Source organism: Kribbella sp. NBC_00662 (genome assembly GCF_041430295.1).
Classification (GTDB): Bacteria; Actinomycetota; Actinomycetes; order Propionibacteriales; family Kribbellaceae; genus Kribbella.
On record NZ_CP109029.1, the window covers coordinates 3,720,374 to 3,745,810 of the forward strand.

Sequence of the window (25,437 nt, forward strand, 5' to 3'; positions counted from 1 at the left end):
ACCTTTCCGCGCAACGCGACAGCCCGACGACCTCGACGAACTCCACCTGCGCGAAACACGCCGAGGTAGACCACATCGCAACCGGTAAGAAGGTTACTTCGGTGTGACAAAGAGTCGTAGTTTGTTGACAGAGGGGTGTCTGCTGGTGTGGGTTCTTCCCCAAACACCAACACCAGCTGGGGAAGGTTGGCGGCCCATGAGGAAGTTGTTGGCGGTGCTGGGGGCGTTGTGTCTGGCGGTGGTTCCGGGCGTGGCGTACGCGGCTGATCCGGTGAAGGACCCGGCCAAGAAGGTGATCAAGGTCGGGGTGACCCAGTCGGTCGACTCGATGAATCCGTTCCTGGCGGTGCGGCTCGTGACCGGGTCGATCCAGCGGATGATCTACGGCTTCCTCACGGTGCCGGATTCCAGGACACTGCAACCCAGTCCGGACCTTGCCGAGTCCTGGACGACGTCGCCGGACGGGCTGACGTGGACGTTCAAGATCCGGCAGGCGAAGTGGTCGGACGGGCAGCCGATCACGGCCGACGACGCGGCCTGGACGTTCAACAAGATGATCACCGACGACGGCGCCAAGACCGGCAACGGTCCGGCCGTCGCGAACTTCCAGAGCGTCACCGCGAACGGCCAGGAGCTGACGATCAAGCTCAAGACCCCGCAGGCCTCGATGCTCGACAACCCGGTGCCGATCATGCCCAAGCACGTCTGGGAGAAGGTCAAGAACATCTCGGAGTACGACGCCGAGGTGTACCCGACCGTCGGCAGCGGACCGTACGTCGCGGTCGAGCACAAGAAGGACCAGTTCGTCCGGCTCGAGGCGAACCCGTCGTACTGGCGCGGCCGGCCGAAGATCGACGAGCTGCAGGTGATCTTCTACGACAACCCCGCGGCGTCGATCGTCGGTTTGAAGAAGGGTGACATCGACCTGATCGGGCGGCTGAACCCGCCGGACTTCGAGTCGCTGAAGGGCGACGACAACATCGTCCAGTGGAACACGCAGGGCCGGCGCGCGGCGTACCTGCAGATCAACCACGGCGCGACGACCAGCGACAACAAGCCGATCGGCGACGGCCATCCGGCCCTGGAGGATCCGCGGGTGCGGACCGCCCTGCACTACGCGATCGACAAGCAGAAGCTGGTCGACGAGGTCCAGGGCGGACTGGCGAAACCGGCCGACGGATCGATCATTCCGCCGCTGTACAAGGATTTCTTCTGGGCGGCGAGCGGCGCCGAGAAGGTGACGTTCGACCTCGCGAAGGCCAACAAGATCCTCGACGACGCGGGGTACAAGAAGGGACCTGACGGCGTACGGACGATGCCGGACGGGTCGCGCAAGCTGCAGTTCCGGTTCAGCATCCACACGGACACGCCGATCGAGGACAAGCTCGCGGAGTACCTGACCGGCTGGTTCAAGGAGATCGGCATCACGCTGACGACCAAGCGGCTCGACTCCAGCAAGTTCACCGAGGAGACCGGTACGACGGCACTGTTCGACATCGCGATCAGCGGCTGGTCGGTGAACCCGGACCCGGAGGAGGTGCTCGGCACGCACCTGTGCAGCCGGCGTCCGACCGCGTCCGGGCAGGGCGGCGGAACCGAGTCGTTCTACTGCGACCCGCAGTACGAAAGCCTGTACCTGCAGCAGCAGAAGGAGCTCGACCGGACCAAGCGCGCCGACATCATCAAGAAGATGGAGGAGCGGCTCTACACCGACGCGCCGGTGATCGCGCTGTACTACCCGAACGACCTCGAGGGCTACCGCAAGGACCGGATCGCCAGCATCACGCCGATCCCGGAGGACAAGGGCCTGCTGTACGGCGGCTCCGGGTACTGGCCGTTCTACACGCTCGAGGCTGTCTCGAAGGACGGCGCCGCGGCCGAGAGCGGTGGGCTGAGCGGTGGCGTCATCGCGGGCATCGCGGCGGCCGTGGTCGTCGTACTGATCGGCGGGTTCTTCGTACTGCGACGTCGTCAGGGCGCCGCCGATGAGCGCGAATGACGGTCACGGTCGAAGCTCCTGAGCAGAGCCCTGCTCGCCACGGTCTGCTGCGCTACGCGGCGACCAAGGCGGGCGGGGCCCTCCTCAGCATCGCGATGGTGATCGTCGCGACGTTCTTCCTGTTCCGCCTACTGCCTGGCGATCCGGTCCGGGCGTTGGCCCAGGGCCGGAACATGACGCCGGAACAACTGGACCTCGAACGGGCCCGGCTCGGACTCGACAAGTCGATCCCTGAACAGTTCTTGCACTTCGTCAAACAGACCCTGCAGTTCGATCTCGGTGTCTCGTACGAGTACAAGCGGCCGGTGGTCGACCTGATCGGCGAGCGGATCGGGTCGACGCTGCTGCTCACGGGTACGGCGCTGGTGATCGCGGTCAGCCTCGGCCTGTGGCAGGGCGCTCGCGCCGGGTGGAGGCCGGGTAGCCGGTTCGACAAGGTGTCGACCGCGATCTCGCTGGTGCTGTGGTCGGTGCCGACGTTCTGGCTCGGGCTGTTGCTGTTGATGGTCTTCGCGGCCGGGGTCGGTCCGATTCCGGGGATCTTCCCGACGCGTGGCAGTTCGAGCGTGGACAAGCCGGACGGGTTCGCGGGCGTGCTGGATGTCGGCGTACACATGGTGCTGCCGTGTCTGACGCTTGTCGCGGTGGTCTACGCGCAGTACCTGCTGGTGATGCGGTCGTCGGTGCTCGACGAGGTCGGGCAGGACTACATCACGACGGCGCGGGCGAAGGGTCTGCGCGATGACGACGTACGGCGGAAGCACGCCGTACCGAACGCGCTGCTGCCGACGGTGACGCTGGTGTTCATGCGGATCGGGTTCGTGGTCGGGGGTGCTGTGACGGTGGAGGCGATCTTCAGTTGGCCGGGGCTCGGGCAGCTGTTCTACGAGGCGATCCGGGTGCCGGACTTCACGTTGATGCAGGGGACGTTCCTGCTGATCACGGTCTCGGTGATCTTGATGAACACGTTGGCCGACGTCATCTACCACTTGCTGGATCCGCGGGTGAGGTCGGCATGAGCAACGTGACCTGGGTACGTCGACGGCGCGCTGCCGGGCGGTTCTGGGCCGATTTCCGGACGCACCGGGCCGGGGTCGCTGGGCTGGTGATCCTCGCGGTTGCCGTCGCGCTGGCGTTGATCGCGCCGCTGTTCATCGACGCCGGCGTGACGAACGTCGTGTCGGGGACCGGCGCGAAGCTGGCGCCGCCGAGCCTCGACGACCCGCTCGGGACGGACGAGTCGGGGCGCTCGGTGCTGCTGATGATCTGGTGGGGTTCGCGGACGTCGCTGCTGATCGGGTTCCTCGCGGCGCTGTTGAGCATGGTGATCGGGACGGTGCTGGGGATCGCGGCCGGGCATTTCCGGGGGTGGGCCGGCGCGGTGATCCTGCGGGTGACCGATTGGTTCCTGGTGCTGCCGTCGTTGGTGACCGCGTTGGTGCTCGCGGCGATCCTCGGTGGTTCAACCGCGACGATCATCGTGGCGATCGGGGTGACTTCGTGGCCTTCGACGGCGCGGTTGATCCGCGCGCAGACGCTGGCCGTCGAGGCGCGCCCGTACATCGAGAGATCGCTGGCGCTCGGCGGCGGACACTGGCACATCACCACCCGGCACGTGCTGCCGAACGTCGCGCCGTTGCTGTTGGCAAGTACGACGTTGGAGGTGGCGAGCGCGATCGTGACCGAGTCGACGCTGGCGTTCCTCGGCGTGAGCGCCAACAAGACGTCGTGGGGGACGATGCTCCGCGGCTCTTATGACTGGGGCGCGGCGACGGCCGGCGCGTGGTGGTACATCTTGTTGCCGGGGCTCTGCATCGTCATCGTGGTGATGGCTTTCACCTTGTGTGGAAGGGCTCTGGAGACGGTGTTGAACCCTCGCCTGAGGACTGGGGGAGCCTGATGCTCGAGTTGGACAACCTGTCCGTGACCTACAAAGCTGCCGGCGAGATCCCGGCCGTCCGTGGCGTGTCCTTGTCGTTGGCTGCCGGGGAAGCGGTCGGTCTGGCCGGTGAGTCGGGCTCGGGTAAGTCCTCCGTCGCGCTCGCGTTGTTGCGTTTGCTGCCTCGCTCGGCGGTCGTGGGTGGACGGATCCTGCTCCACGGCGAGGACGTGCTGGCGATGAAGTGGGGCCGGTTGCGCGCCGTACGCTGGTCGTCCGCGTCGATCGTGTTCCAGGGCGCGCAGCACGGGTTGAACCCGGTGCAGCGCGTCGGAGATCAGATCGCCGAGCCGCTCGTCGTACATCGGCTGGCGTCGGGATCCGCTGCCGACGCGCGGGTGCGGGAGTTGCTGGAGCAGGTCGGGCTGCCGGCTTGGCGAGCCCGGAGCTATCCGCACGAGCTGAGTGGTGGCCAGCGGCAACGAGTGATGATCGCGATGGCGCTTGCTTGCTCACCGCAACTGATCGTCGCGGACGAGCCGACGACCGCGCTCGACCTGATGGTCCAGGCGCAAGTACTGACGCTGATCCAGGAGCTGATCGCCTCGCACGGGATCTCGCTGCTGATGATCTCGCACGATCTGTCGGTGCTGGCCGACGTGTGCGACCGGCTCGCGGTCATGTACGCCGGGCGCTTGGTGGAGATCGGTCCTTCGTCATCGGATTTCCGTCATCCCTACAGTCAGGCGCTCGCCGCCGCGTTCCCGACCGTCGGCGATCCTGCTTCCCGGTTGGCACCTCGCGGTCTGGCCGGTGACCCGCCGGATCCGCAGGAACTGCCCGGTGGGTGTTCGTTCCATCCGCGTTGCCCGGTCGCGATCGAGTCGTGCGCGACGTCCGACGTACAACTGCGTCCGGTCGGCGATCGGGCCGCCGCCTGCGTCCTGGTAGGGGAGTGACTTTGCTAGAGGCAACTGATCTGTATGTCGAGTTCGCCGGCCGCGGCGGTCGGCGGGCTCGCGCCGTCGACGGCGTCAACCTGTCGATCGGTGCCGGCGAGATCGTCGCGCTCGTCGGTGAATCCGGCTGCGGCAAGACCACCCTCGCCCGCACCCTGCTCGGCCTGGAGCGCCCTACCTCGGGTGAGATCGTGTACGACGGCTCGCCGCTGAGCTACTCCGGTCGCGCTCTGAAAGCCTTCCGCCGCCAGGTCCAACTTGTCCTCCAGGACCCGATGGGTTCCCTCAACCCCCGCCACACCGTCTACGAAGCAGTTGCCGAAGGCCCCCGAATCCACAACCTTCCCGACGAGGAATCGCTGGTCTCCTCGGCCCTTTCCCGCGCCGGTCTACGCCCTGCGGAGCGCTTCTTCCATCGCTATCCCCACGAACTCTCCGGCGGTCAACGCCAACGCGTCGTCATCGCCGGTGCGCTCGCCCTCGACCCCAAGGTCCTGATCGCCGACGAACCCGTCGCCTCCCTGGACGCCTCGGTCCGCGGCGAGATCCTCTCCCTGATCCTCCGCCTTCGCGACGACCTCGGCCTGTCCGCCCTGGTCGTCACCCACGACCTGGGCCTCGCCTGGAACATCGCCGACCGAGTAGCCGTCATGTACCTCGGCCGCATCGTCGAATCCGGCCCCACCGAAGCGATCCTCACCAACCCCCAACACCCCTACACCCAAGCCCTCCTCTCCGTCCTCCCCGATTCCCCCCAACGCATCATCCTCACCGGCGAACCCCCCGATCCCACCCACATCCCCACCGGCTGCCGCTTCCACCCCCGCTGCCAACAAGTAGCCACCGGCACCGGCGTCGCCGCCTGCACCACAACCCCCCTACAAATCCTCCCGTCCACCACCCAGCCCCAACTCGCCTGCCACCTAGCCACCACTTAGTTCAACCCCAGCCGATCTTCCGCATGGTTCTGGTGGTTGACAATAGTTAACAGATGGTAGAACTATTGCGGCATGGTGGAAGATGCGGTGGATCGGTTTTTCGAGGTGTTGGCGGATCCCACGCGGCGGCAGGTGGTGCGGTTGCTGGGGGAGGGGCCGCGGCGGGCGGGGCAGTTGGCGGTGGCGACGGGGGCGTCGTCGCCGGCGATGAGTCGGCATCTGCGGATCTTGCTGGAGGCCGGTCTGGTGGCCGATGAGCGGGTGGCCGACGATGCCCGCGTTCGCGTCTTCCGGCTCAATCCGGAGCCCGTGGTCGCCGTACAGGCCTGGCTGGATCAGGTCCAGGCTCACTGGCGTGACCAGTTGGGCTCGTTCAAACGTCATGTCGAGCAGAAGGAGTCCCGATGACCGAGCAGTCCGTCGAGGTCGCGGTCGAGGTTCCCGTCGCGCCGCCGACCGCGTTCAAGATCTTCACCGAGGAGATCGACCTGTGGTGGGTACGCGGTCCGATCAACTTCTGGGACTCGGCCCGCGCGATCGAAGTACGCATCGAGCCGGGCGTCGGCGGCCGGATCCTCGAGGTGTACGCCGATGACGCGCTCGAACGCGGCGTGATCACAGCCTGGGAGCCGGGTGAACGCCTCGAGTACCGCAGCTCGGTCGACGACACCGAAACGACGATCACGTTCGACCCGATCGACGGCGGTACTCGCGTCACCGTGGTCGAGGCGCTCGTCGAGGGCGGCACCAGGGCCGACTACTCGTGGCAGAACGTCCTGTACTGGTTCCCGGCCTGGGTCACGCGTCGCGACACCGCGCCGCCGACGCCGCGCGAGGTCGGACGGCTCGCAATCGCCTTGTACTACGAGGATCCGGCCGCCGCGGCGCGCTGGCTGCACTCGGTGTTCGATCTGGAGACGTGGGACCGCATCCCGGAGGAGGGGCGGCAGCCGAGCTGGATCGAGCTCCACGCCGGCGCCTCCTCGATCATCCTCCTCAAGCGGACCGAGCCGGGCGCCCCGGTCGCGGACCACGCTGCCTGGGTGTACGTCGACGACCTCGACGCACACTTCGCCCACAGCCAGGAGAACGGCGCCAAGATCGTCCAGGAGATCCACCAGTACGGCTTCCGCTCGTACGAAGCCGAGGACCTCGAGGGTCATCGCTGGACCTTCCTCCAAGCCCGGCCGACGCAGCCATGACCGAACTGTCAGCCACCGCGTCCATCGAGGTCGCGGTCGATCCGGCGACCGCGTTCAAGGTCTTCACCGAGGAGATCGACCTGTGGTGGGTGCGCGGCCCGATCAACTTCTTCGACGCCGCCCGCGCGACCGCGATGCAGATCGAGCCCGGGGTCGGCGGTCGCGTCCTCGAGGTGTACGCGCTACCGGACGACGTACTCGAGATCGGCAAGATCACCGACTGGCACCCCGGCACGCTCTTCGCCTACCGCAGTTCGGTCGACGACACCGAGACCCGAGTCGCCTTCGAGCCAACCGACGAGGGCTGCCGCGTCACCGTCGTACAGTCCCTACTCCCAGGCGGCGAGCAGGCGTTCTATTTCTGGCGCAACATCATCCACTGGATCCCCGAATGGCTCGCCCGACACTGACCAACCCGCCACGCCACCGTCCAGCGACGGCACCCTACGCCTGACTACACCCGACCACGGGCGGCCGCTCTCGGTTGATCAGTGCCCCACGTCCGCACACCTCACGGACTCCGGCTGCAGTACGAGCCGGGATGTGGGGGACGTCCTCGCTCCGGCGATAAGCCCGGGCGGGTTAGAGGCGGCCGGCTTTCTTCAGGGATAGGTAGGTGTCGGCCAGGGCGGGGGCTATGTGGTCGGGGTCCTCGTCGATGACGGTTACGCCGGCTCGGGTGAGGGTGGCGGTCAGGCGGTCTCGGTCGAGGCGGGTTCGGGCGGCGGAGGCGGCGGCGTAGACCTCGACGAGATCGGATCGGCTCGACTCGAGTTCGGTGAGGCGTGGGTCGGCGACCGAGGCGAGGAGTACGACGTGGCGGCGGAGTAGCGGGCCGATGACCGGGAGGAGGGACTCCTCGATGACTGCCGGATCCAGCCCGGTCAGCAGCACGACCAGAGAGCGCTGACCCAACCGCTCCAGCACCTGTGAGACGACGATGCGGAAGTCGGTCTGCACCAGCTCGGCCTCGACGTTCGCGAGCGCGTTCACGAACGACGGGAGCACATCCTGCGGCGCGGGCCGTCGTACGTCGGCACGCACGGCCGAATCGCATGCCAGTAACGAAACCCGGTCCCCGGCCCGCGTAGCCAACGCAGCCAGCAACAACGCCGCGTCCATCGCATGATCCAGCCGCGGCGCATCCCCGACCCGGCCCGCGGACAGCCGCCCGGAGTCGATCACGATGACGACCTGCCGGTCCCGTTCCGGACGCCAGGTCCGCAGTACGACGTTGCCGCGCCGAGCCGTCGCCCGCCAGTCGATGCTCCGTACGTCGTCCCCAGGTACGTAGTCCCGCAGCGAGTCGAACTCCGTCCCCTGCCCACGCACCAGCAGCGCCGTCCGGCCGTCGAGCTCGCGCAACCGCGCCAACCGCGAGGGCAGGTGCTTCCGGCTTTTGAACGGCGGCAACGCCCGCACCGTCCACGGCACCTCGTGCGAGCTCTGGCGGCCTGCGAAGCCCAGCGGGCCGATGGAGCGGACTGTCACCCGAGAAGCCCGCCGGTCCCCACGGCGCGTCGGCACCAGTTGGGTCACCAACCGCCGGCGCTCGCCGGACGGTAGGTCCAGCTTGTGGGGCGGGTCGACGACGCCGGCAGAAGGCGGCCAGGCGTCCCGCAGCAACCCGCGCACCCGCCGCCCCGGGTTGGTCACCAGCAACTGCACAACAGCCCGCTCACCAAGCCGTACGGCGTTGTCCCCGTCCCGGCTGAACTGCAGCCGCCGCGGCGACCCGGCCAGCAGCAGGTCGACCACGCACACCACCAGCACGACAGCAACGACCAGACCGACCCCGGCCCACGACGGCATCACCAGGGCAACGAACACCACGCCGGCCGCAGCCAGCACCCCAGCCCGCCCGGTGAGCACCATCAGCGCGGTACCGGCACCGTCGCGAGCACACTCTCCAGTACGGCGTCCGCACTGACACCCTCGAGCTCCGCCTCCGGACGCACCTGGACTCGATGCCGAAGGCAAGGACGCGCCATCGCCTTCACATCATCCGGGATCACGTAGTCCCGCCCGGACAACCACGCCCACGCCCGCGACACCGCCAGCAGAGCCGTAGCCCCACGCGGCGACACCCCGAGCTGCAGCGACGGAGACTGGCGCGTGGCCCGGCACAGGTCCACGACATACGCCAGTACGTCGTCCCGCACCGCAACCCGCCGTACTGCGTTCTGTCCGGCCAGCAGGTCCTCCGGCCCAGCGACCGGTCGCAGCCCAGCCGCCTCCAGGTCGCGCGGATCGAACCCCTGTGCATGCCGAGCGAGTACTGCGATCTCGGCGTCCCGCGGCGGGATGTCCAGCGTCACCTTCAGCAGGAACCGGTCCAGCTGGGCCTCCGGCAACGGATAGGTGCCCTCGTACTCGATCGGGTTCTGCGTCGCGGCCACGACGAACGGAACGGGCAGCTTGCGCGGCTCGCCGTCCACGGTGACCTGCCGCTCTTCCATTGCCTCCAGCAACGCCGCCTGTGTCTTCGGTGGCGTCCGGTTGATCTCGTCCGCCAGCAGGATGTTCGTGAACACCGGCCCGGGACGGAACTCGAACTCCGACGTCTTCGCGTCGTACACCAGCGACCCAGTGACGTCACCAGGCATCAGATCCGGTGTGAACTGCACCCGCTTGGTGTTCAGCCTCATCGCCATCGACAACGCCCGGACCATCAGCGTCTTCGCCGTACCAGGAACGCCTTCCAGCAGCACGTGGCCGCGGCACAGCAGCGCGAGCACCAGGGCGGTCACTGCAGTGTCCTGGCCGACCACCGCCTTGCCGATCTCGGCCCGCAGTGCGACCAGCGCCTGCCGGGCCTGCTCAGCGGTGACCTCGGTAGTCGTCACGGGTGTCGTACCTCCTGGGTCAGTACGTCGAGCTCGAAGGACAAGGACATCAGAGCGGCGTCGGAGAGCGGCGGCATGCCGTAGAGCAGTTCGTACAGCATGACCGGGTCCCTTCCGGTCCGTGCAGCCACAGTCGCGACCACCGCCGACGGCTCGGCCCGCTGCGGTATGCCATGCGCCTTGCGCAGCTGGCCGAGCGCTGACTCGCGCAGTGCGGCCGCAGCGCGGTCCCTGGCGCGGGAGCGTCGGTAGAGCCTCGCCCGACCCTCAGTGGTCTCGGCCGCGTGCACGATTACCGGCAACCGCTCAGCCACCACAGGGCCGAGCCGTCGGCCACGCCAGATGGCCACAACGAGTACTGCGAACGCCAGCGCCCACCCGATGTAGCGAACATCCGGTGGAATCAGCGGCGCACTGCCAGCGGAGTCCGTGCCGGTGTCGGTCGACTCGAACTGCGGCAGGTACCACGTGAGGTCTCGGTGCGTGCCGATCAGGTTGAGCGCCAAAGCGGCGTTGCCGTCGTCAGCCAGCTGCGCGTTGGTGAACGACGTCGGCGTACCGACGACATCGACGATCCGGTCGCCGACCTCCAACCGGATCACCGTGTTGTTGATCCCATCGCCATAGCAGGCGACAGCCGCAGCCGGCGCGCTGTACGTCGGCCCGCTGACAGTCACCGTTCCCGCTCGAACGGCAGCCGGCAGGTCGCACCCGGCCTCACGGCTCCGGGACGGCAAGACGTCTCCTGTCTGCAGCACACCAGGCGCGAGGACCTCCAACGCCCGGCTACCGGGCCGGATGAGCACGAGGTGACTCCAGCGAGCTTGAGCGATCCGCTCCAAGTCATGGCGACCGAGTGATCCGGCCGGACCGATGATGAGCGCCTTGCCCTCCCCTGGTTGTACGGCGTCGTCCAGCGTCTCCGTGCTGTGCACAGAGACGCCGTGGTTCTTGAGCAACGCAGCCAACGCCCGTGCCCCGTCCGAGTCCGTCGAGTCCGGACTGAACGGCCCCGACGTCCGCGCCGAGGTAGCGATCAGGATGACGATCGCAGCCAGCACGATCAGCCCAGTGACGAGCAACGGCGTCCGCAGTACTCGCCAGCTCTCGCCTGCACTCCGTCCCAGCGGCGTACTCATACAGCCACCCGGGCAGTCCGTGCAGCGTCATCAGCGGCCACGACAGCGGCGTACCGCTCCGGTGTCCCCGGACGGTTGCCGTAGACAACCTCCGTGAACACCAGTGCGGCCGGCTGCAACGGTTCACGCAGTACGGGCGCGATACGCGAGGCATCGGCAACCACTTCGTACGCCGTGCGTCCCGCTCGCTCATCCAGAACGGTCCGCTCGGTCAGCTCCGCTACGCATGCCCGGAACCGGCTGCGGATCGCCAGCGCGTAGTCCCCGGACGCAGCCTCCCGCTCCGCCAACGCGCGGTACTCCGCCGCGCTAGCCGGCCGGGCGGTGTCGAAAACGGCCTGGGACTTCACTCTGCGACTGGTCCGCAGTACTCCGGCTCGCCAGAGGACCACGAGCACCACCAGCACGAGCAGAGCAATCAGCATGGCCAGACCGGCGTGGCCGTTGGGGGACGAGCCGGTCAGGCTGTTCAGGAGATCGCCGATCCAGTCCAGCACCTTGCCGATCGCCTTCTGGATCAGCGAACCACCGGAGTCCCGGTACGTCGACTTGGACAGCTCCTCGGCCGCCTCACGGGCAGCCCGCTCCCGGTCGATGTCGACAGGCGGCTCCTGCAGGAAGAGGATCACGCAGTCTCCTCGAAGCGCAGGGCCGGACGCATCCACAGGTCGAGCCCTTCCCGTCGTACCCGGAGGTCCAGGTAGATCAAGGCCTGTACGGCGGACATGAACGCCAGGCTCGCGATCAGCGTCATCAGCGTGGCGATCCCCACGGCCACACTGATGACGACCGCCACCACCGTCGCCCCGCTGCTGTCGGCCCACGAGCCGAGCGTGACCACCAGCGCGGTGATCCCGAACTGCAGCGCGTATCCGATGATGTTCACCACCAGCCCGCCGAACAGCAGGATCCCGAACACCCGCCAGAACTTGCCCTTCACCAGCTGCCAGGACCGCCGCAGCGCTCCCCAGACGCCGACGCGGACAGGGATGTAGAGGCCGATGTCCGGCGCGTGCCGGCCCTCCATCAGTACGACGGTCCCGGCCAGCACCAGCCTGATCCCGAAGATCAGCACGAGGACGCCGCCGACCAGCATCATCACCACGGCCACCGCACCAGCCACGTCGGAGGAGATTGCAGCGTCCGCACCGGCGCCGATCCCCAGTACCGCGAGCCCCCAGCCACCGATCAGCAGCATGAACGACAGCGACTGCATCAGACCGACAGCGGCGAGTGCCGGCAGCGCGGGTCGCACCAGTCGCAGCAGCTCACCCGGACCGATCCGATGCGCCAGCTGACTACGCACCGCGGCCAGAGCGATGATTCCGGACAACATGCTCGACACGACCGAGAACAGCACCACCTGTACGCCGTACGTCAGCAGAAGCGCCGCACCGGCCTGCCCGAACGGGTCCTCCGCGCCGAAGAACCCAGGCAGCCCACCCGGTACGGCGACCTCGGTCAGCACTGCCTGGACCGCGACCAGTGCGATCCCGGCCAGGACCGGCAGGCCCAGCATGATCGTCTTGTTGTCGGAGATCGTCCGGGCGGCGTTGTCGAGCAGATCGGCCGGCAGCCAGGGCCGCAGCGGCTCGGTGGCCACGTCGTCGTGCAGGTGCATGTTCTGGTCGGCCACTGCGTCCCTCCTCCCCGGAAGAGCCATCTGAACCGTGTGAACCGTCGCGCGGCCCGGTACGTGAGTTGTGGTGAACCCCGGAAGTGCACCATGATCCCGGATGATCACAGCCCAACTCGGGGTCACACGGCGATCCGGCGTGTGCACTACCGGGGGAATGGGACACTATCCGTAGTGCGTACGGCCTGCACCCGCCGGCCGCACACCGATCGGACGGCAAGGAGTAGGGCGTGGCAGACGGTAACCGGACGATGCGGGGCCGCATCCTCATCGTCGACGACGACACCGCGTTGTCGGAGATGCTCAGCATCGTGCTGCGCAACGAGGGCTACGACACCTATCTGGTCGCAACCGGTGACAAGGCGGTACCGGCATTCCGGGAGTTCAAGCCCGATCTGCTGCTGCTCGACCTGATGCTGCCGGGGATGGACGGGATCGACGTCTGCCGGGCGATCCGGGCCGAGTCCGGGGTGCCGATCGTGATGCTGACCGCCAAGAGCGACACCGTCGACGTGGTGCTCGGCCTGGAGTCGGGTGCCGACGACTACGTCGTGAAGCCGTTCAAACCCAAGGAGCTGGTGGCCCGGATCCGGGCCCGGCTGCGCCGGATGGACGAGCCCGGCCCGGAGTCGCTGACCATCGGCGACCTCACCATCGACGTGGCCGGCCACTCGGTGAAGCGGGCCGGCGAGACGATCCAGCTGACGCCGCTGGAGTTCGATCTGCTGGTCTGCCTGGCGTCGAAGCCCTGGCAGGTGTTCACCCGCGAGGTGCTGCTGGAGCAGGTCTGGGGCTACCGCCACGCGGCCGACACCCGGCTGGTGAACGTGCATGTCCAGCGACTGCGCTCCAAGATCGAGAAGGACCCTGAGCACCCGGAGATCGTGGTCACGGTCCGCGGGGTCGGATACAAGGCGGGTGCGGACTGATCGAGTACGGACGCGGCCAAGAGTCGCAGGCTGCCACCGGTGACCCGGTAACCGACCCGGTCGCCGAGGAGCACACCGGGCAACACACCGGGCAGCAGGCCGGTCAACAGACCGGGCAGGAGCAGAGGCAGTCGACGGCACCTCCGGAGCAGGAGGCGCCGCAATCCCGCGGGACGGAGCTGGAACTGACCGTCGCCGCGGCGGACTGGTCTGCCCAGCCGCAGCCGATCTGGCGGACGCACCCCAAGCACTGGCCGGACATCTGGCGCCGCTCCATCCAGGCCCGGATCGTCACCGGCACCCTGCTGATGTCGACGCTGGTGCTGATCCTGGTCGGCTGGGTGATGATGAGCCAGGTCACCGACGGTGTCCTGGAGTCCCGTCGTACCAGTGCGCAGGCCGAGGTACGGGCTCAGTTGGCCCAGCTGTCCATCACGATCGACGCCGCGAACCGCAACACCATCAACCAGCAGCTGTCCGAGCTGGTCCTCGGCTCCAACCGCCCAGGCCTGTACGACGTCCTGCTGGTGCCGACCGACCAGGCGGCGTCCAACGCGATCCGCTACACCGGTCTGGTCGACAGCGACTCGATCCCGGAGGCGCTGGCGTCCTCGGTGATGAGCGACGACTCCAAGCTGTGGGACACCTACACCGAGATCAACTACCGCGACGCCCCCGGCGTGCCAGGGCTGGTGATCGGGTCGCAGATCCGGATCAACTCCACCGGCGACCGGTACGCGATCTACTTCCTGTTCCCGCTGACCGCGCAGCAGGAGACGCTCGACGTCGTACAGCGTGCTCTGGTGACCGCAGGTCTGCTGCTGATCGTTCTGCTCGGTGCTGTGGCCTGGCTGGTCACCCGTCAGGTCGTGACACCGGTCCGGATGGCGCGGCGGATCGCCGAGCGGCTCGCCGCCGGCAAGCTCGAGGAGCGGATGCAGGTCCGCGGTACGGACGACCTGGCCCGCCTCGCGGTGTCGTTCAACAAGATGGCCTCCAACCTGCAGCGGCAGATCCGCCGGCTGGAGGAGCTGTCCCGGCTGCAGCGCCGGTTCGTCTCTGACGTCTCCCACGAACTCCGTACGCCGCTGACCACTGTCCGCATGGCTGCCGATCTACTGCACGAGAGCCGCGACCAGTTCGACCCGATCAGCCGTCGCTCGGTCGAACTGCTGCAGAACGAGCTCAACCGGTTCGAGGAACTGCTCGCCGACCTGCTGGAGATCAGCAGGTTCGACGCAGGCGCCGCGGCGCTCGACCTCGAGGACGTCGACCTGCGCGACATCGTCAGCCGGGTCCTGGAGAACCACGAGACTCTGCTGCACCGCAAGGGCTGCGAGGTCCAGCTGGACATGCCGGAGCCGTGCCGCGCCAAGGTGGACTCGCGGCGGATCGAGCGGATCCTGCGCAACCTGATCGGCAACGCCATCGAGCACAGCGAGGGCCTGCCGATCCGGATCAGCACCGCGTACGACGAGGACGCTGCCGCAGTCGCCGTCCGCGACCACGGTGTCGGGTTCCGCGCCGAGGAAGCGGAGATGGTGTTCAGCCGGTTCTGGCGGGCCGACCCGGCCCGCGCCCGGACCACCGGTGGCACCGGCCTGGGCCTGTCGATCGCGCTCGAGGACGCCAGGCTGCACGGCGGCCGGCTGGACGCGTGGGGTTCGCCGGGCGACGGCGCGTACTTCCGCCTCACGCTGCCACGCCGGCCGGACACGGCGCTGACCGGTTCGCCGCTGCCGCCCCGGCCGCCCGACGCGACCCGGGTCGTCACCGAGCTCGTCGACGTCGGAGCGCCGTACCAGAAGCTGAGTGGCGGTGAGGACCGGTGAGGCGCAGGTTGCTCGTGGTCCTGCTGGCCGCTGTCGCGCTGCTCGCCGGCTGCGCCGCCGTACCGACCAAGGGCACCATCCGCAGCGGGGAGCGGCAGGGACGTGCGCAGGACCTGGGCGGTGTCGGTGTCGAGGCGAAGCCGCCGCGGGCGAATGTCAGCGAGATGGCGATCGTCAGCGGGTTCCTGGAGGCCATGTCGGACTCGCAGGCGTTCGACGTCGCACGGCAGTACATGACGCCCGAAGCCGCGGCGAAATGGCAGCCCGAGGCGCAAACCGTCGTGTACGACCAGAGTCCCGAGTCACTCACCCGCGTGGGCGACGGGGTCCAGCTGACCGCCCAGAAGATCGCCACCATCGGAGAGCGCGGCGAGTGGATCCCCGCGGCGGCGACCGACCGGGCCGACTTCCTGTTCAAGCTGAAGAAGATCGACGGTCAGTTCCGCGTCGACTCGGTCCCGCCCGGTGCGTACCTCGGTAGCAACCAGGTCGACCTGAAGCTCGCACCGCGCGACCTCTACTTCTTCAACCAGAGCCGCAACATCCTGGTGCCGGACCCGGTCTACCTGCCGCAGAACCTCTCGCCCGGCCAGGGCGCGACGCAGCTGATCCAGGAGCTGCTGAAGGGCCCGACCACCCGGCTCGGCAACGGAGTGGTCACCCTGGCTCCTCCGGGCACCGAGGTCCAGGTGTCTGTGCCCGTCGACTTCGGTGTGGCCACCGTGGCGCTCAACGACAACGCAGGTGCGTTGCGCGACCCGGACCGGCGGCTGCTGGCCGCTCAGATCGTCTGGACGCTCAATCAGCTCAATCTGAGGGCCAAGATCACCGTGGGCGGCGCACCGCTGCTCCCGGACGACCCGGACGTGCTGCCGTTCGCCAACTTCAGCCAGTTCGACCCGCAGGTGTCGGCCGGGTCCCAGACCAAGCTCTACGGACTGCAGCACCAGCGGGTGCAGCGGATCGCCGGCCTGGACGGGGCATCGGAGATCGCGGCGCAGCCGCTCAACTCCAGTCCGCTCTGGGCACACAAGGCCAAGTCGTTCGCGGTCAGCCTGCGCGGCGAAGCGGGGGCGATCGTCACCGCCAACGGGAACGAGGTCCTGTACGGCCCGCTGGACACGACCGACAAGGACGCCGATACCGTCCCGATCAAGGTCGAAGGGCAGACGCTGCAGCCGAGCTTCGACAACCAGGACGACCTGTGGATCCTGGACAGGGCCGGCACGCCTCACCCGCGGCTGCGCGTCCGTGATCACGACGGCCGCCTGACCGTGGTAGCGGTCGACTTCAAGGGAGACGTCCCGCTGGACCTGCGGATGGCGCCTGACGGCGTCCGGGCACTGCTGGTGATGAGGCCGAAGTCCGGCGGCCAGAACTACGTGCAGACCGGCACGATCCAGACCACCGGCAGCGGCAAGCAGCTGGTGCTCGGGCAGCTTCGTCAGCTGCGACTTGCGCTCAACAACATCACCGACGCGGCCTGGAACAAGCAGGGCATCGTGGTCATCGGCGCGAGCAGCGTGGTCAGCAACTCCGCCCGGCAGGCCTGGCTGGTCAATACCGACGGGTCCAGCCTGCAGCTGCTGCCCGGCTCGACGCCTGACTTCCGGCCGCAGTACGTCGCCTCGAACCCGAACAAGGACACCCTGCCGGTGATCGAGGACGACGCCGGCCGCATCCACTGGCTCAGCCGGGACCTGATCTGGGTCTCGCCGGACTCCGTCGGCGGCGGCGCGGCGGCGATCACCCCGACGTACCCCGGCTGACAGTTGTCCACAGGCCGGCGACCGGGTGGTTGCGGTCGGCGGCCGGTTCGGCGGATGGTGGTGCGGTGCCGGTCCGGGACGCGTTCGTGGATCTCGTCCTGGGCGGCCGGTGCGCGGGCTGCGACCGGCCCGGTGTCACTCTCTGTGATGGTTGCCGGGGGCTACTGACGACGCTGACTCCGTTCCGTGCATGGCCCGACCCGCGCCCGCCCGGACTCCGTACGCCGACCGCCGCCGCGCCGTACGCCGGGGAGCTCCGGGCCCTCATCCTGGCCCACAAGGAGCACGCCCGGTACGCCCTCGCGAAGCCACTGGGCCGGCTGCTGGCAAGCGTCGTCCGGACCGCGCTGGGGGACCGGCGCGCGACCTGGTTGTGCCCGGTGCCGTCGTCGCCGGCAACGGTGCGGCAGCGCGGGCACGATCCACTGCGGCGGATTACGAAGGCTGCCGTCAGATCGCTGCGCAGGCAGGGATTCGACGCCCGGACGGCCGACGCGCTGCGCGTCCTACGGCGTCCCGAGGACCAGGCCGGACTGTCCGCGGAACGCCGTACCGCCAACCTGGACGGGGCTTTCGGGCTGCGTTCGCGCTGGGCTGAAACGCTGATGGATCAACCGGTCCTGCTGGTCGACGACGTGATCACCACCGGTTCCACGCTCGGCGAAGCCTGCCGCGCCTTGGAATCCCGGGGTGTTCCGGTCCTCGGCTGTGCCGTTCTGGCCGCGACGCAACGGCTTTCGCCGTCTGGTTCATGAGAACTTCCCTACCGGTTTTCGCCGAAGCCGACTAGCGTTGGCCTATGACACCCGCAGGGGCTTGTCGGGCAGTGGAGTGGCGCAGGACCGGATCAGCCGGATTCCTGGCCGCGGAGTCCGACCGGCTCGACCGCGGGTGTTCTCGTTTCGGGTGCCCCAATCGCCAACAGCAGAGCGAGGACACGAAAGACGGGGGCCCGCGGACGTAACAGAGAGTCGCCGATCGATGGAGGTTTCCGTGGACGTCGTTGTCAAGGGTCATCACTGCGAGGTCAGTGACCGCTTCCGGCAGTACGTCGAGGAAAAACTCGAGCGGATCGAGAAGGTCGATCACCGGGTACTGCGTTGCGAGGTGGAAGTCAGCCAGGAAAAGAACCCGCGACAGCACGATCGAGCGATGCGTGTCGAGCTCACCATGTACACCAAGGGTCCGGTGGTCCGCGCAGAAGCCTGCGGCGAGACCAAGCAGGCGGCATTCGACGTCTGCCTGGACCGGCTCCGGTCCCAGGTCCGCAAGGCGGCCGACCGCCGCCGGGTGCACCGCGGTGAGCGTGGCCCGGAGGGCTTGCGGCACGTGAACGCGAAGCAGCCGCTCAACGGCAATGCACCGGTAGTGGAGGAACCAGTCGCCGAGGAAGAGGTGGCGACGCACAAGTACGGATCTCTTCTGGTCACCGGCGACGGACCGCTGGTGATGCGGGAGAAGACCCACACCGCCAAGCCGATGACCCTGGACCAGGCGCTCTACGAGCTCGAACTGGTCGGGCACGACTTCTACCTGTTCGTCGACGCCGACGAGAACCAGCCCAGCGTCGTCTACCGCCGTCGCGGCTACGACTACGGCGTGATCCGCCTGGCCGTCTAGACCTCGGGAGGAGCAGGACGGAGGGGCCGGGCAATCGCCCGGCCCCTCCGCTTCGCCCTACTGACCTCTCAGCTGTCGATCTGCTGCTGGAGCTCGTCGGCGTACGTCGCGACCTCGGCGTACACACCGGGGTTGCCGGCGTCCGCGCAGCCGACGCCCCAGGAGACGACGCCGAACAAACGGCCGTTCAGGACCAGCGGTCCGCCGGAGTCGCCCTGGCAGGAGTCCTTGCCGCCTTCTTCGTAGCCGGCGCAGATCTCGCCGTCGGCGGTGTACCCCTCGCTCGCATAGACCTGGGAGCAGTAGGAGTCACCGAGCACCGGTACGTCGACCTTCTGGAAGGTGTCCGCCGGCCCGGTGTCCTCGGTGTCGCCCCACCCGTAGACGACCGACGCCGCGCCGGCCGCGTCCGCGCCCTTGTCGGTCTCGAGCGCCAGCGTCGGTACGCCGTCGAACGGCGTGGCCAGCGTCAGTACGGCGACGTCGTGACCGGGCTGCTTGCCGTACTCCGGGTCCACCCAGATGTTGCTGATCTTGGATTCCTTGCCGGTGGACTTGTCGCTCAGCACGTCCCGGCCCTGGATCGCGGTGTAGGTCGACGCGGCCTCGGTGGTGCAGTGTGCCGCCGTGACGATCTTGTTCGCCGCTACCAGCGTCGACCCGCAGTACTCACCGGTCGGGTCGGGGGAGCCGCTGTTCGACAGCTGGATGGCCCAGGGGGCGTCTGCGGTGTGGGCGATGGTGCCGCCGACGATCCGGGTCTTCGGTCCGTCGGGTGACTGCGCGGCCGACGCGGAGCCGGCTACGGCCACCGCACCGAGGGACGCCGCGGTCAGTACGCCGGCCGCCAGGGCAGCGCGGACCACAAGCTTGTTTCCTGTCATGCCTCACTCCAGGGAGATAGGGGCCACGCGGGCGGGTGGCCTCCTCGCAGGTTCTCCCGAACACCATCCGTAGCGCACCTCCCACTTTCGGTCACTTCGGAGTTATGTCGGTGCGCTCCGGCAGAATTCCGGGTATGACGACGCAGCTACAGCTCTCGACGGCTCAGGCGCGCCGGGTGGCGCTCGCGGCGCAGGGATTCACCGATCCCAGGCCGAAGGGCACTCCGGACATGCGGGCCCTGAGCCGGGTGCTGAGCCGTATCGGGCTGATCCAGATCGACTCGGTCAACGTGCTGAGCCGCACGCAGTACCTGCCGCTCTACTCCCGCCTCGGGCCGTATCCGCGCGAGCTGCTCGATCGGGCAGCGGGGAAGGCGCCGCGCCGATTGGTGGAGTACTGGGCGCACGAGGCCTCGCTGATCCCGGTCGACACCCATCCGCTGATGCGCTGGCGGATGGCGCGCGCGACGACCGAGGCCTGGGGCGGCCCGCGGTCGATCGCGAAGGAGCGGCCCGATCTGGTCAAGCAGGTGCTGGCCGACGTCCGCGACCAGGGGCCGTTGACCGCTCGCGAGATCGACGACGACGTCGAGCGCACCAAGGACAACTGGGGCTGGAACTGGTCCGACGTGAAGCGCGCCCTCGAGTTCCTGTTCTTCGCCGGCGAGATCACGGTCGCCCGCCGCAACCAGCAGTTCGAGCGGCTGTACGACGTACCGGAGCGGGTGCTGCCCCGGGATGTCGTGGAGACGCCGACTCCGACGCTCGACGAAGCGCACCGTGGCCTGGTGTCGATCGCGGCGCGGGCTCATGGAGTTGCGACCGCGCAGTGTCTGCGGGACTACTTCCGGACGGCGCCGGAGCCGACGCTGCAGGCGATCTCGGAGCTGGTCGAGGAGGGCGAGCTGGTTCCGGTCCGGATCGACGGCTGGAAGCGCCCGGCGTACCTGCACAAGGACGCACGGCTGCCGCGCCGGGTGAACGCGCGGGCGCTGGTCAGCCCGTTCGACTCGCTGGTGTTCGAGCGCACCCGGACCGAGGTGCTGTTCGACTTCCGGTACCGGATCGAGATCTACGTCCCGGCCGAGAAACGCATCTACGGGTACTACGTGCTGCCGTTCCTGCTCGGCGATCGGTTGGTCGCCCGGGTGGACCTGAAGGCCGACCGCACCGGCGGCGTGCTGCTGGTCCAGTCGGCGCACGCCGAGCCGAAGGCGCCGGTGGAGACCGCCGAGGAGCTGGCCGCCGAGCTCGTCCAGCTGGCCGGCTGGCTCGGGCTGGACCAGGTTCGGGTGGCCGGTGGCGGTGACCTCTCGCCAGCGCTCAGTGACGCTCTGCGTGGATTCTGAGAGACTGCTGGGAACTTTCCGGGCCGCCCGAGCGTGGGTCGGATAACGCTGCGGGCGTGGCTTGGCACACCCGGCCCCGTACGATGGGGGACGCACGCCTTCCCACTGGGGTCGGTCGTGCCATGCGGCGTCGCCCGCTTCCAGGCAGCAGCAGCAAGGAGAGAACTCCCCACCATGAAGGTTGTCGACAAGGTCCTGCGGATCGGCGAGGGCAAGATCCTCCGCCAGCTCCAGGGCATCGCGAAGATGGTCAACTCCATCGAGGACGACTTCGTCGCCATGTCCGACGAGGAGCTGCGCGGCCAGACCGCGGACTTCAAGCAACGTCACGAGAACGGGGAGTCCCTCGACGCGCTGCTGCCGGAGGCCTTCGCGGTGGTCCGGGAGGCCGCGAAGCGGACCCTGCACCAGCGCCCGTACGACGTGCAGATCATGGGTGGCGCGGCGCTGCACCTGGGCAACATCGCCGAGATGAAGACCGGTGAGGGCAAGACCCTGGTCGGCACCCTCCCGACGTACCTGAACGCGCTGTCCGGCAAGGGCGTGCACGTGGTCACGGTGAACGACTACCTGGCCAAGTACCAGGCCGAGTGGATGGGCCGGGTGTACCACTTCCTCGGCCTCGACTACGGCGTGATCCTGCCGGAGATGTCCCCGGCCGAGCGCCGGATCGCCTACAACAAGGACATCACCTACGGCACCAACAACGAGTTCGGCTTCGACTACCTGCGCGACAACATGGCGGGCAGCATCGAGGACTGCGTCCAGCGCGAGCACAACTACGCGATCGTGGACGAGGTGGACTCGATCCTGGTCGACGAGGCCCGGACCCCGCTGATCATCTCCGGCCCGGCCGAGGACTCCCAGCGCTGGTACGTCGAGATGGCCCGGATCGCGAACGTGCTGAAGGCCTGGACGCTGGCCGACGAGGCCGAGCTGAAGCGGAAGAACCCCCGCGTCACCGACCTCGAGATCGACGAGACCAAGCGCCGGGTCGCCGACTACGACGTCGACGAGAAGAAGCGCACGGTCGCGATCCTCGAGCGCGGGATCGAGAAGGTCGAGGACCGGCTCGGCATCGACAACCTGTACGAGTCGGCCAACACCCCGCTGATCAGCTACCTGAACAACGCGCTGAAGGCCAAGGACCTGTTCCACCGGGACAAGGACTACGTGGTCGTCGGCAGCCAGGGCCAGGAAGAGGTCCTGATCGTCGACGAGCACACCGGCCGCACGCTGCACGGCCGCCGCTACAACGAGGGGCTCCACCAGGCGATCGAGGCCAAGGAAGGCGTCGAGATCAAGGAGGAGTACCAGACCCTCGCGACGATCACGCTGCAGAACTACTTCCGCCTCTACAAGAAGCTGGCCGGCATGACCGGTACGGCGATGACCGAGGCGAACGAGTTCTCCAAGGTCTACAAGCTCGGCGTGGTCCCGATCCCGACGAACAAGCCGATGATCCGGGTCGAGGAGCGGGACCTGATCTACCGCACCGAGGACGCCAAGTTCGACGCGGTGGTCAAGGACATCGTCGAGGTGCACGCGACCGGGCAGCCGATCCTGGTCGGCACCACGTCGGTGGAGAAGTCCGAGCGGCTGTCCCGCCAGCTGCTCAAGGAGAACGTCAAGCACGAGGTGCTGAACGCGAAGCAGCACGCGCGTGAGGCGGCGATCGTTGCCGAGGCCGGCCGTAAGGGTGCGGTCACGGTGGCCACCAACATGGCCGGTCGCGGTACCGACATCATCCTCGGCGGCAACCCGGAGTTCCTGGCCGACAAGGAGTTGCGCGCCCGCGGCATCGACCCGGTCGAGGACATCGAGCGGTACGAGTCTGAGTACCCGAGCCTGCTCGAGCAGTTCGAGAAGCAGGTCAAGGAGGAGCAGGAAGAGGTCCGCGAGCTCGGCGGCCTCTACGTGCTCGGCACCGAGCGGCACGAGTCCCGCCGGATCGACAACCAGCTGCGCGGTCGCGCCGGCCGGCAGGGTGACCCGGGCAAGTCCCGGTTCTACCTGTCGCTGGAGGACGACCTGATGCGGCTGTTCAAGCGCGAGATGGTCGACTGGGCGATGTCGCGTAACAACGACGACACCCAGCCGCTGGAGAACAAGGTCGTCACCAAGGCGATCGCCTCCGCGCAGGGCCAGGTCGAGGCGCAGAACTTCGAAACCCGGAAGAACATCCTCAAGTACGACGACGTGATGAACCGCCAGCGCCACGTCGTGTACGACGAGCGCCGCCGCGTGCTCGAGGGCGCCGACATGCGCGACCAGGTGCAGGACATGCTCGAGGAGACCGTCACCGGCTACGTGCAGGGCGCGACCGCGGACGGGTTCGCCGAGGACTGGGACCTGGACGCGCTGTTCACCGCGATGCGGACGCTGTACCAGACCGAGCTGACCGAAGAGGACCTGATCGAGGAGGCCGGCGGCGAGAAGGCCGGTCTGACCCAGGACTTCCTGATCGAGCGGTTCATCGAGGACGCGACCGCGGCGTACGAACGGCGCGAGGAGCTGCTCGGCGAGGAGGCGATGCGCGAGCTGGAGCGGCGCGTCGTGCTGAGTGTCCTGGACCGCAAGTGGCGCGAACACCTGTACGAGATGGACTACCTGCGCGAGGGCATCGGCCTGCGGGCGATGGCGCAGCGCGACCCGCTGGTCGAGTACCAGCGCGAGGGCTACGACATGTTCGCCTCGATGATGGAGTCGATCAAGGAGGAGTCGGTCGGGTTCATCTTCAACGTCGAGGTCGACATCGAGGCGATGCGCGCCGAGGTGGAGCTCGCCAACGAGGCGGCGCTGGCCGACGAGGAGAACCTGGCCGGCCGTCGGATCGAGGACATCCTCACCCCGGGTGCACCGGTCGCGGAGTTCCCGGGCCGGAGCGCGGACGGCGAGGAGCGGCCGCAGGACACCCCGCGTCCGCGGGACACGCCGCGGCTGCGCGCCAAGGGCCTGAGCACCGAGAGCCGCCCGCAGCGGCTGTCGTACTCCGCTCCGACCATCGACGGTGACGACGAGGTCGCGATGCACGAGGACGCGGTCGAGAACGGCAAGCTCGAGTACGCCGGGACTCCGCGCAACGCGGCCTGCCCGTGCGGCTCCGGCAAGAAGTACAAGCGCTGCCACGGCGACCCGCAGTCGGACGTCTACAAGTTCTGACGCTTGTTCAGAGGGTGGTGAGGTCGACGGCGTCGGCCATGGCCCGGTAGCCGGCCTGGTTGGGGTGCAGGTGGTCGCCGCTGTCGTACTTCGCCGCCAGCCGACCCGGATCTGCCGGGTCGGCGAGGGCGCCGGCGAAATCGGCCACCGCGTCGAACTCACCGCTCGTCCTGATCCACGCGTTGACCGCCGTCCGGAGCTGCGCGCTGTGGGCGGTGTAGACCGACGCGCCGCGGAATGGCGTCAGCGTCGCTCCGACGATGCGGATCCCGCGCGAGTGCGCGTCCTGGATCAGCGCGCGGTAGCCCGCGATGAGCTGCGCGGACGTGATCGGCGGGTTCGGCGTCGTACAGGACGTCGGTGCGATTTCGGGGTAGCCGAGGTCGTTGATGCCGATCAGGACGATCGCGGTCGTCGTACCGGGCTGGTCGAGTACGTCGCGGTGGAACCGGGTCAGGCCCTTCTCGCCGTAGCAGGCGGAGTCGGTCAGCAGCCGGTTGCCGCCGAGTCCGGCGTTGAGGACCAAGCGGCCAGAGCGTGCGGCCAGCAGGTCCGGGTACCGCCGCCCGGGCGGAGCGGTGTAGCCGTTGGTGATCGAGTCCCCGAAGGCGACCACCGAACCGTCGCCCGCCGGGGTCACCTCGACGCCGGTCAGGAAGTACCAGCCGCCACTCGCCTCCCGGTACGCCGACCCGCCGGCCTCGAGCTGGTCACCCGCCGCCCGGTACGACGCTCCGGCGGCGCCGAACTCGTGGAAGGTCGCCGGGCCGGTCGCGTGAGCGAAGTACAGCGTGACCGCGAGCTGCGTTCCGCTCGTCAGCCCAGGCATCGTCACCGCGTCTCCCACGACCTCCCCACCGGCCGGAATGCTGACCGACGACGCGCCCCCGAACCGCACCAGTTGCATTGATCCCGGCACGACCGCCGAGCCCCGCGCGGATTTGGCGACGGTCGCACCGGTCAGCTCGAGCGGCCGTACGCCGTACTGGTTGCTGATCCTGATCCGTACGTCGGATCCGCCCGAGCCCAGCCGGATCACCTGACGCACAGACTGGTTGGCGAATCCTTGCCGGGACCAGTTCTGGTTGGCGTTGGGCTGCTGCATCGCCGTCATCCACGCCGTACGCCACGCCGGTGCCGCAGGCGGGGTCTGCCGAGCCGTCGCCGGGATGAGTGAGGTGTGCGCCGCGACGACCACCAGCACAGCCAGCACTCCCGCGAGAGCACACCAACTCCGCAAAACCCGCACGTCAGGTTCCTTTCGTCACTGTCTCGATGCACAGCGGCGTGCCGA

General features: G+C 68.2%; 22 protein-coding genes. 15 read left to right on the plus strand and 7 right to left on the minus strand.

Annotated elements, in window-relative coordinates; translation table 11 throughout:
• Positions 1 to 196 precede the first annotated feature (196 nt).
• The 8 genes from OHA10_RS18740 to OHA10_RS18775 all read left to right on the plus strand — a co-directional run bounded on the left by OHA10_RS18740 (position 197) and on the right by OHA10_RS18775 (position 7,387).
• The gene (locus OHA10_RS18740) at positions 197 to 1,999 is read left to right on the plus strand and encodes an ABC transporter substrate-binding protein (protein ID WP_371407511.1); all 1,803 of its coding nucleotides are present in this window, start codon (positions 197 to 199) and stop codon (positions 1,997 to 1,999) included.
• The gene (locus OHA10_RS18745; RefSeq protein WP_371407512.1) at positions 1,996 to 3,018 is read left to right on the plus strand and encodes an ABC transporter permease; all 1,023 of its coding nucleotides are present in this window, start codon (positions 1,996 to 1,998) and stop codon (positions 3,016 to 3,018) included. The genes OHA10_RS18740 and OHA10_RS18745 overlap by 4 nt, the downstream gene beginning before the upstream one ends.
• Positions 3,015 to 3,899 carry an ABC transporter permease gene (locus OHA10_RS18750; protein ID WP_371407513.1) on the plus strand — a complete coding sequence of 295 codons (885 nt, stop codon included), beginning with the start codon at positions 3,015 to 3,017 and terminating at the stop codon, positions 3,897 to 3,899. The genes OHA10_RS18745 and OHA10_RS18750 overlap by 4 nt, the downstream gene beginning before the upstream one ends.
• Positions 3,899 to 4,837 carry an ABC transporter ATP-binding protein gene (locus OHA10_RS18755; RefSeq protein ID WP_371407514.1) on the plus strand — a complete coding sequence of 313 codons (939 nt, stop codon included), beginning with the start codon at positions 3,899 to 3,901 and terminating at the stop codon, positions 4,835 to 4,837. Before OHA10_RS18750 ends, OHA10_RS18755 begins: the two co-directional genes overlap by 1 nt.
• Positions 4,834 to 5,775, plus strand: coding sequence for an ABC transporter ATP-binding protein (locus tag OHA10_RS18760; protein WP_371407515.1), 942 nt, complete (start codon positions 4,834 to 4,836; stop codon positions 5,773 to 5,775). Before OHA10_RS18755 ends, OHA10_RS18760 begins: the two co-directional genes overlap by 4 nt.
• A 72-nt stretch (positions 5,776 to 5,847) precedes the next feature.
• Positions 5,848 to 6,183 (plus strand): ArsR/SmtB family transcription factor, encoded by a 336-nt coding sequence (locus tag OHA10_RS18765; RefSeq protein ID WP_371407516.1) that lies wholly within the window; start codon positions 5,848 to 5,850, stop codon positions 6,181 to 6,183.
• Positions 6,180 to 6,977: a VOC family protein gene (locus OHA10_RS18770; protein ID WP_371407517.1), complete on the plus strand. Its 798-nt coding sequence runs from the start codon at positions 6,180 to 6,182 to the stop codon at positions 6,975 to 6,977. The genes OHA10_RS18765 and OHA10_RS18770 overlap by 4 nt, the downstream gene beginning before the upstream one ends.
• The gene (locus tag OHA10_RS18775) at positions 6,974 to 7,387 is read left to right on the plus strand and encodes a hypothetical protein (protein WP_371407518.1); all 414 of its coding nucleotides are present in this window, start codon (positions 6,974 to 6,976) and stop codon (positions 7,385 to 7,387) included. The genes OHA10_RS18770 and OHA10_RS18775 overlap by 4 nt, the downstream gene beginning before the upstream one ends.
• A gap of 172 nt (positions 7,388 to 7,559) precedes the next feature.
• Here the strand turns inward: OHA10_RS18775 and OHA10_RS18780 are convergent, their stop codons facing one another.
• The 5 genes from OHA10_RS18780 to OHA10_RS18800 are packed head-to-tail and all read right to left on the minus strand — an operon-like array spanning position 7,560 to position 12,598.
• Positions 7,560 to 8,852: a DUF58 domain-containing protein gene (locus OHA10_RS18780; protein ID WP_371407519.1), complete on the minus strand. Its 1,293-nt coding sequence runs from the start codon at positions 8,850 to 8,852 to the stop codon at positions 7,560 to 7,562.
• Positions 8,852 to 9,823: an AAA family ATPase gene (locus OHA10_RS18785; protein WP_371407520.1), complete on the minus strand. Its 972-nt coding sequence runs from the start codon at positions 9,821 to 9,823 to the stop codon at positions 8,852 to 8,854. The genes OHA10_RS18780 and OHA10_RS18785 overlap by 1 nt, the downstream gene beginning before the upstream one ends.
• Positions 9,820 to 10,962, minus strand: coding sequence for a DUF4350 domain-containing protein (locus OHA10_RS18790; protein ID WP_371407521.1), 1,143 nt, complete (start codon positions 10,960 to 10,962; stop codon positions 9,820 to 9,822). The genes OHA10_RS18785 and OHA10_RS18790 overlap by 4 nt, the downstream gene beginning before the upstream one ends.
• Positions 10,959 to 11,591, minus strand: a complete 633-nt coding sequence (locus tag OHA10_RS18795; RefSeq protein ID WP_371407522.1) for a DUF4129 domain-containing protein — start codon at positions 11,589 to 11,591, stop codon at positions 10,959 to 10,961. Before OHA10_RS18795 ends, OHA10_RS18790 begins: the two co-directional genes overlap by 4 nt.
• Positions 11,588 to 12,598 carry a hypothetical protein gene (locus OHA10_RS18800; protein ID WP_371407523.1) on the minus strand — a complete coding sequence of 337 codons (1,011 nt, stop codon included), beginning with the start codon at positions 12,596 to 12,598 and terminating at the stop codon, positions 11,588 to 11,590. The genes OHA10_RS18795 and OHA10_RS18800 overlap by 4 nt, the downstream gene beginning before the upstream one ends.
• 251 nt (positions 12,599 to 12,849) lie before the next feature.
• On the opposite strand from OHA10_RS18800, the gene mtrA reads away from it, so the two are divergent.
• From mtrA to hpf, 5 genes are all read left to right on the plus strand, one after another.
• Positions 12,850 to 13,527: an MtrAB system response regulator MtrA gene (mtrA, locus tag OHA10_RS18805; protein WP_130445425.1), complete on the plus strand. Its 678-nt coding sequence runs from the start codon at positions 12,850 to 12,852 to the stop codon at positions 13,525 to 13,527.
• A gap of 275 nt (positions 13,528 to 13,802) precedes the next feature.
• Positions 13,803 to 15,359 carry an MtrAB system histidine kinase MtrB gene (gene mtrB / locus OHA10_RS18810; protein WP_371407962.1) on the plus strand — a complete coding sequence of 519 codons (1,557 nt, stop codon included), beginning with the start codon at positions 13,803 to 13,805 and terminating at the stop codon, positions 15,357 to 15,359.
• Positions 15,356 to 17,128, plus strand: a complete 1,773-nt coding sequence (locus tag OHA10_RS18815) for an LpqB family beta-propeller domain-containing protein (RefSeq protein WP_371407524.1) — start codon at positions 15,356 to 15,358, stop codon at positions 17,126 to 17,128. Before mtrB ends, OHA10_RS18815 begins: the two co-directional genes overlap by 4 nt.
• Before the next feature lie 65 nt (positions 17,129 to 17,193).
• Entirely contained in the window at positions 17,194 to 17,883 is a 690-nt protein-coding gene (locus OHA10_RS18820; protein WP_371407525.1) for a ComF family protein, read from the plus strand.
• 238 nt (positions 17,884 to 18,121) lie between these two features.
• A complete protein-coding gene (gene hpf, locus OHA10_RS18825) occupies positions 18,122 to 18,748 on the plus strand; it encodes a ribosome hibernation-promoting factor, HPF/YfiA family (protein WP_371407526.1) in 627 nt (208 codons plus the stop codon).
• Positions 18,749 to 18,816: 68 nt separating this feature from the next.
• On the opposite strand, the gene OHA10_RS18830 is transcribed toward hpf, so the two are convergent.
• On the minus strand, positions 18,817 to 19,632 hold the full coding sequence (locus OHA10_RS18830) for a trypsin-like serine protease (RefSeq protein WP_371407527.1): 816 nt from the start codon (positions 19,630 to 19,632) through the stop codon (positions 18,817 to 18,819).
• Between the two features lie 134 nt (positions 19,633 to 19,766).
• On the opposite strand from OHA10_RS18830, the gene OHA10_RS18835 reads away from it, so the two are divergent.
• Both OHA10_RS18835 and secA read left to right on the plus strand, forming a co-directional pair.
• On the plus strand, positions 19,767 to 20,981 hold the full coding sequence (locus OHA10_RS18835; protein WP_371407529.1) for a winged helix-turn-helix domain-containing protein: 1,215 nt from the start codon (positions 19,767 to 19,769) through the stop codon (positions 20,979 to 20,981).
• A gap of 174 nt (positions 20,982 to 21,155) precedes the next feature.
• Entirely contained in the window at positions 21,156 to 24,143 is a 2,988-nt protein-coding gene (gene secA / locus OHA10_RS18840; protein WP_371407530.1) for a preprotein translocase subunit SecA, read from the plus strand.
• A gap of 7 nt (positions 24,144 to 24,150) precedes the next feature.
• Here secA and OHA10_RS18845 read toward each other — a convergent pair whose 3' ends face one another.
• Positions 24,151 to 25,392, minus strand: a complete 1,242-nt coding sequence (locus tag OHA10_RS18845; RefSeq protein WP_371407531.1) for an SGNH/GDSL hydrolase family protein — start codon at positions 25,390 to 25,392, stop codon at positions 24,151 to 24,153.
• Positions 25,393 to 25,437 lie beyond the last annotated feature (45 nt).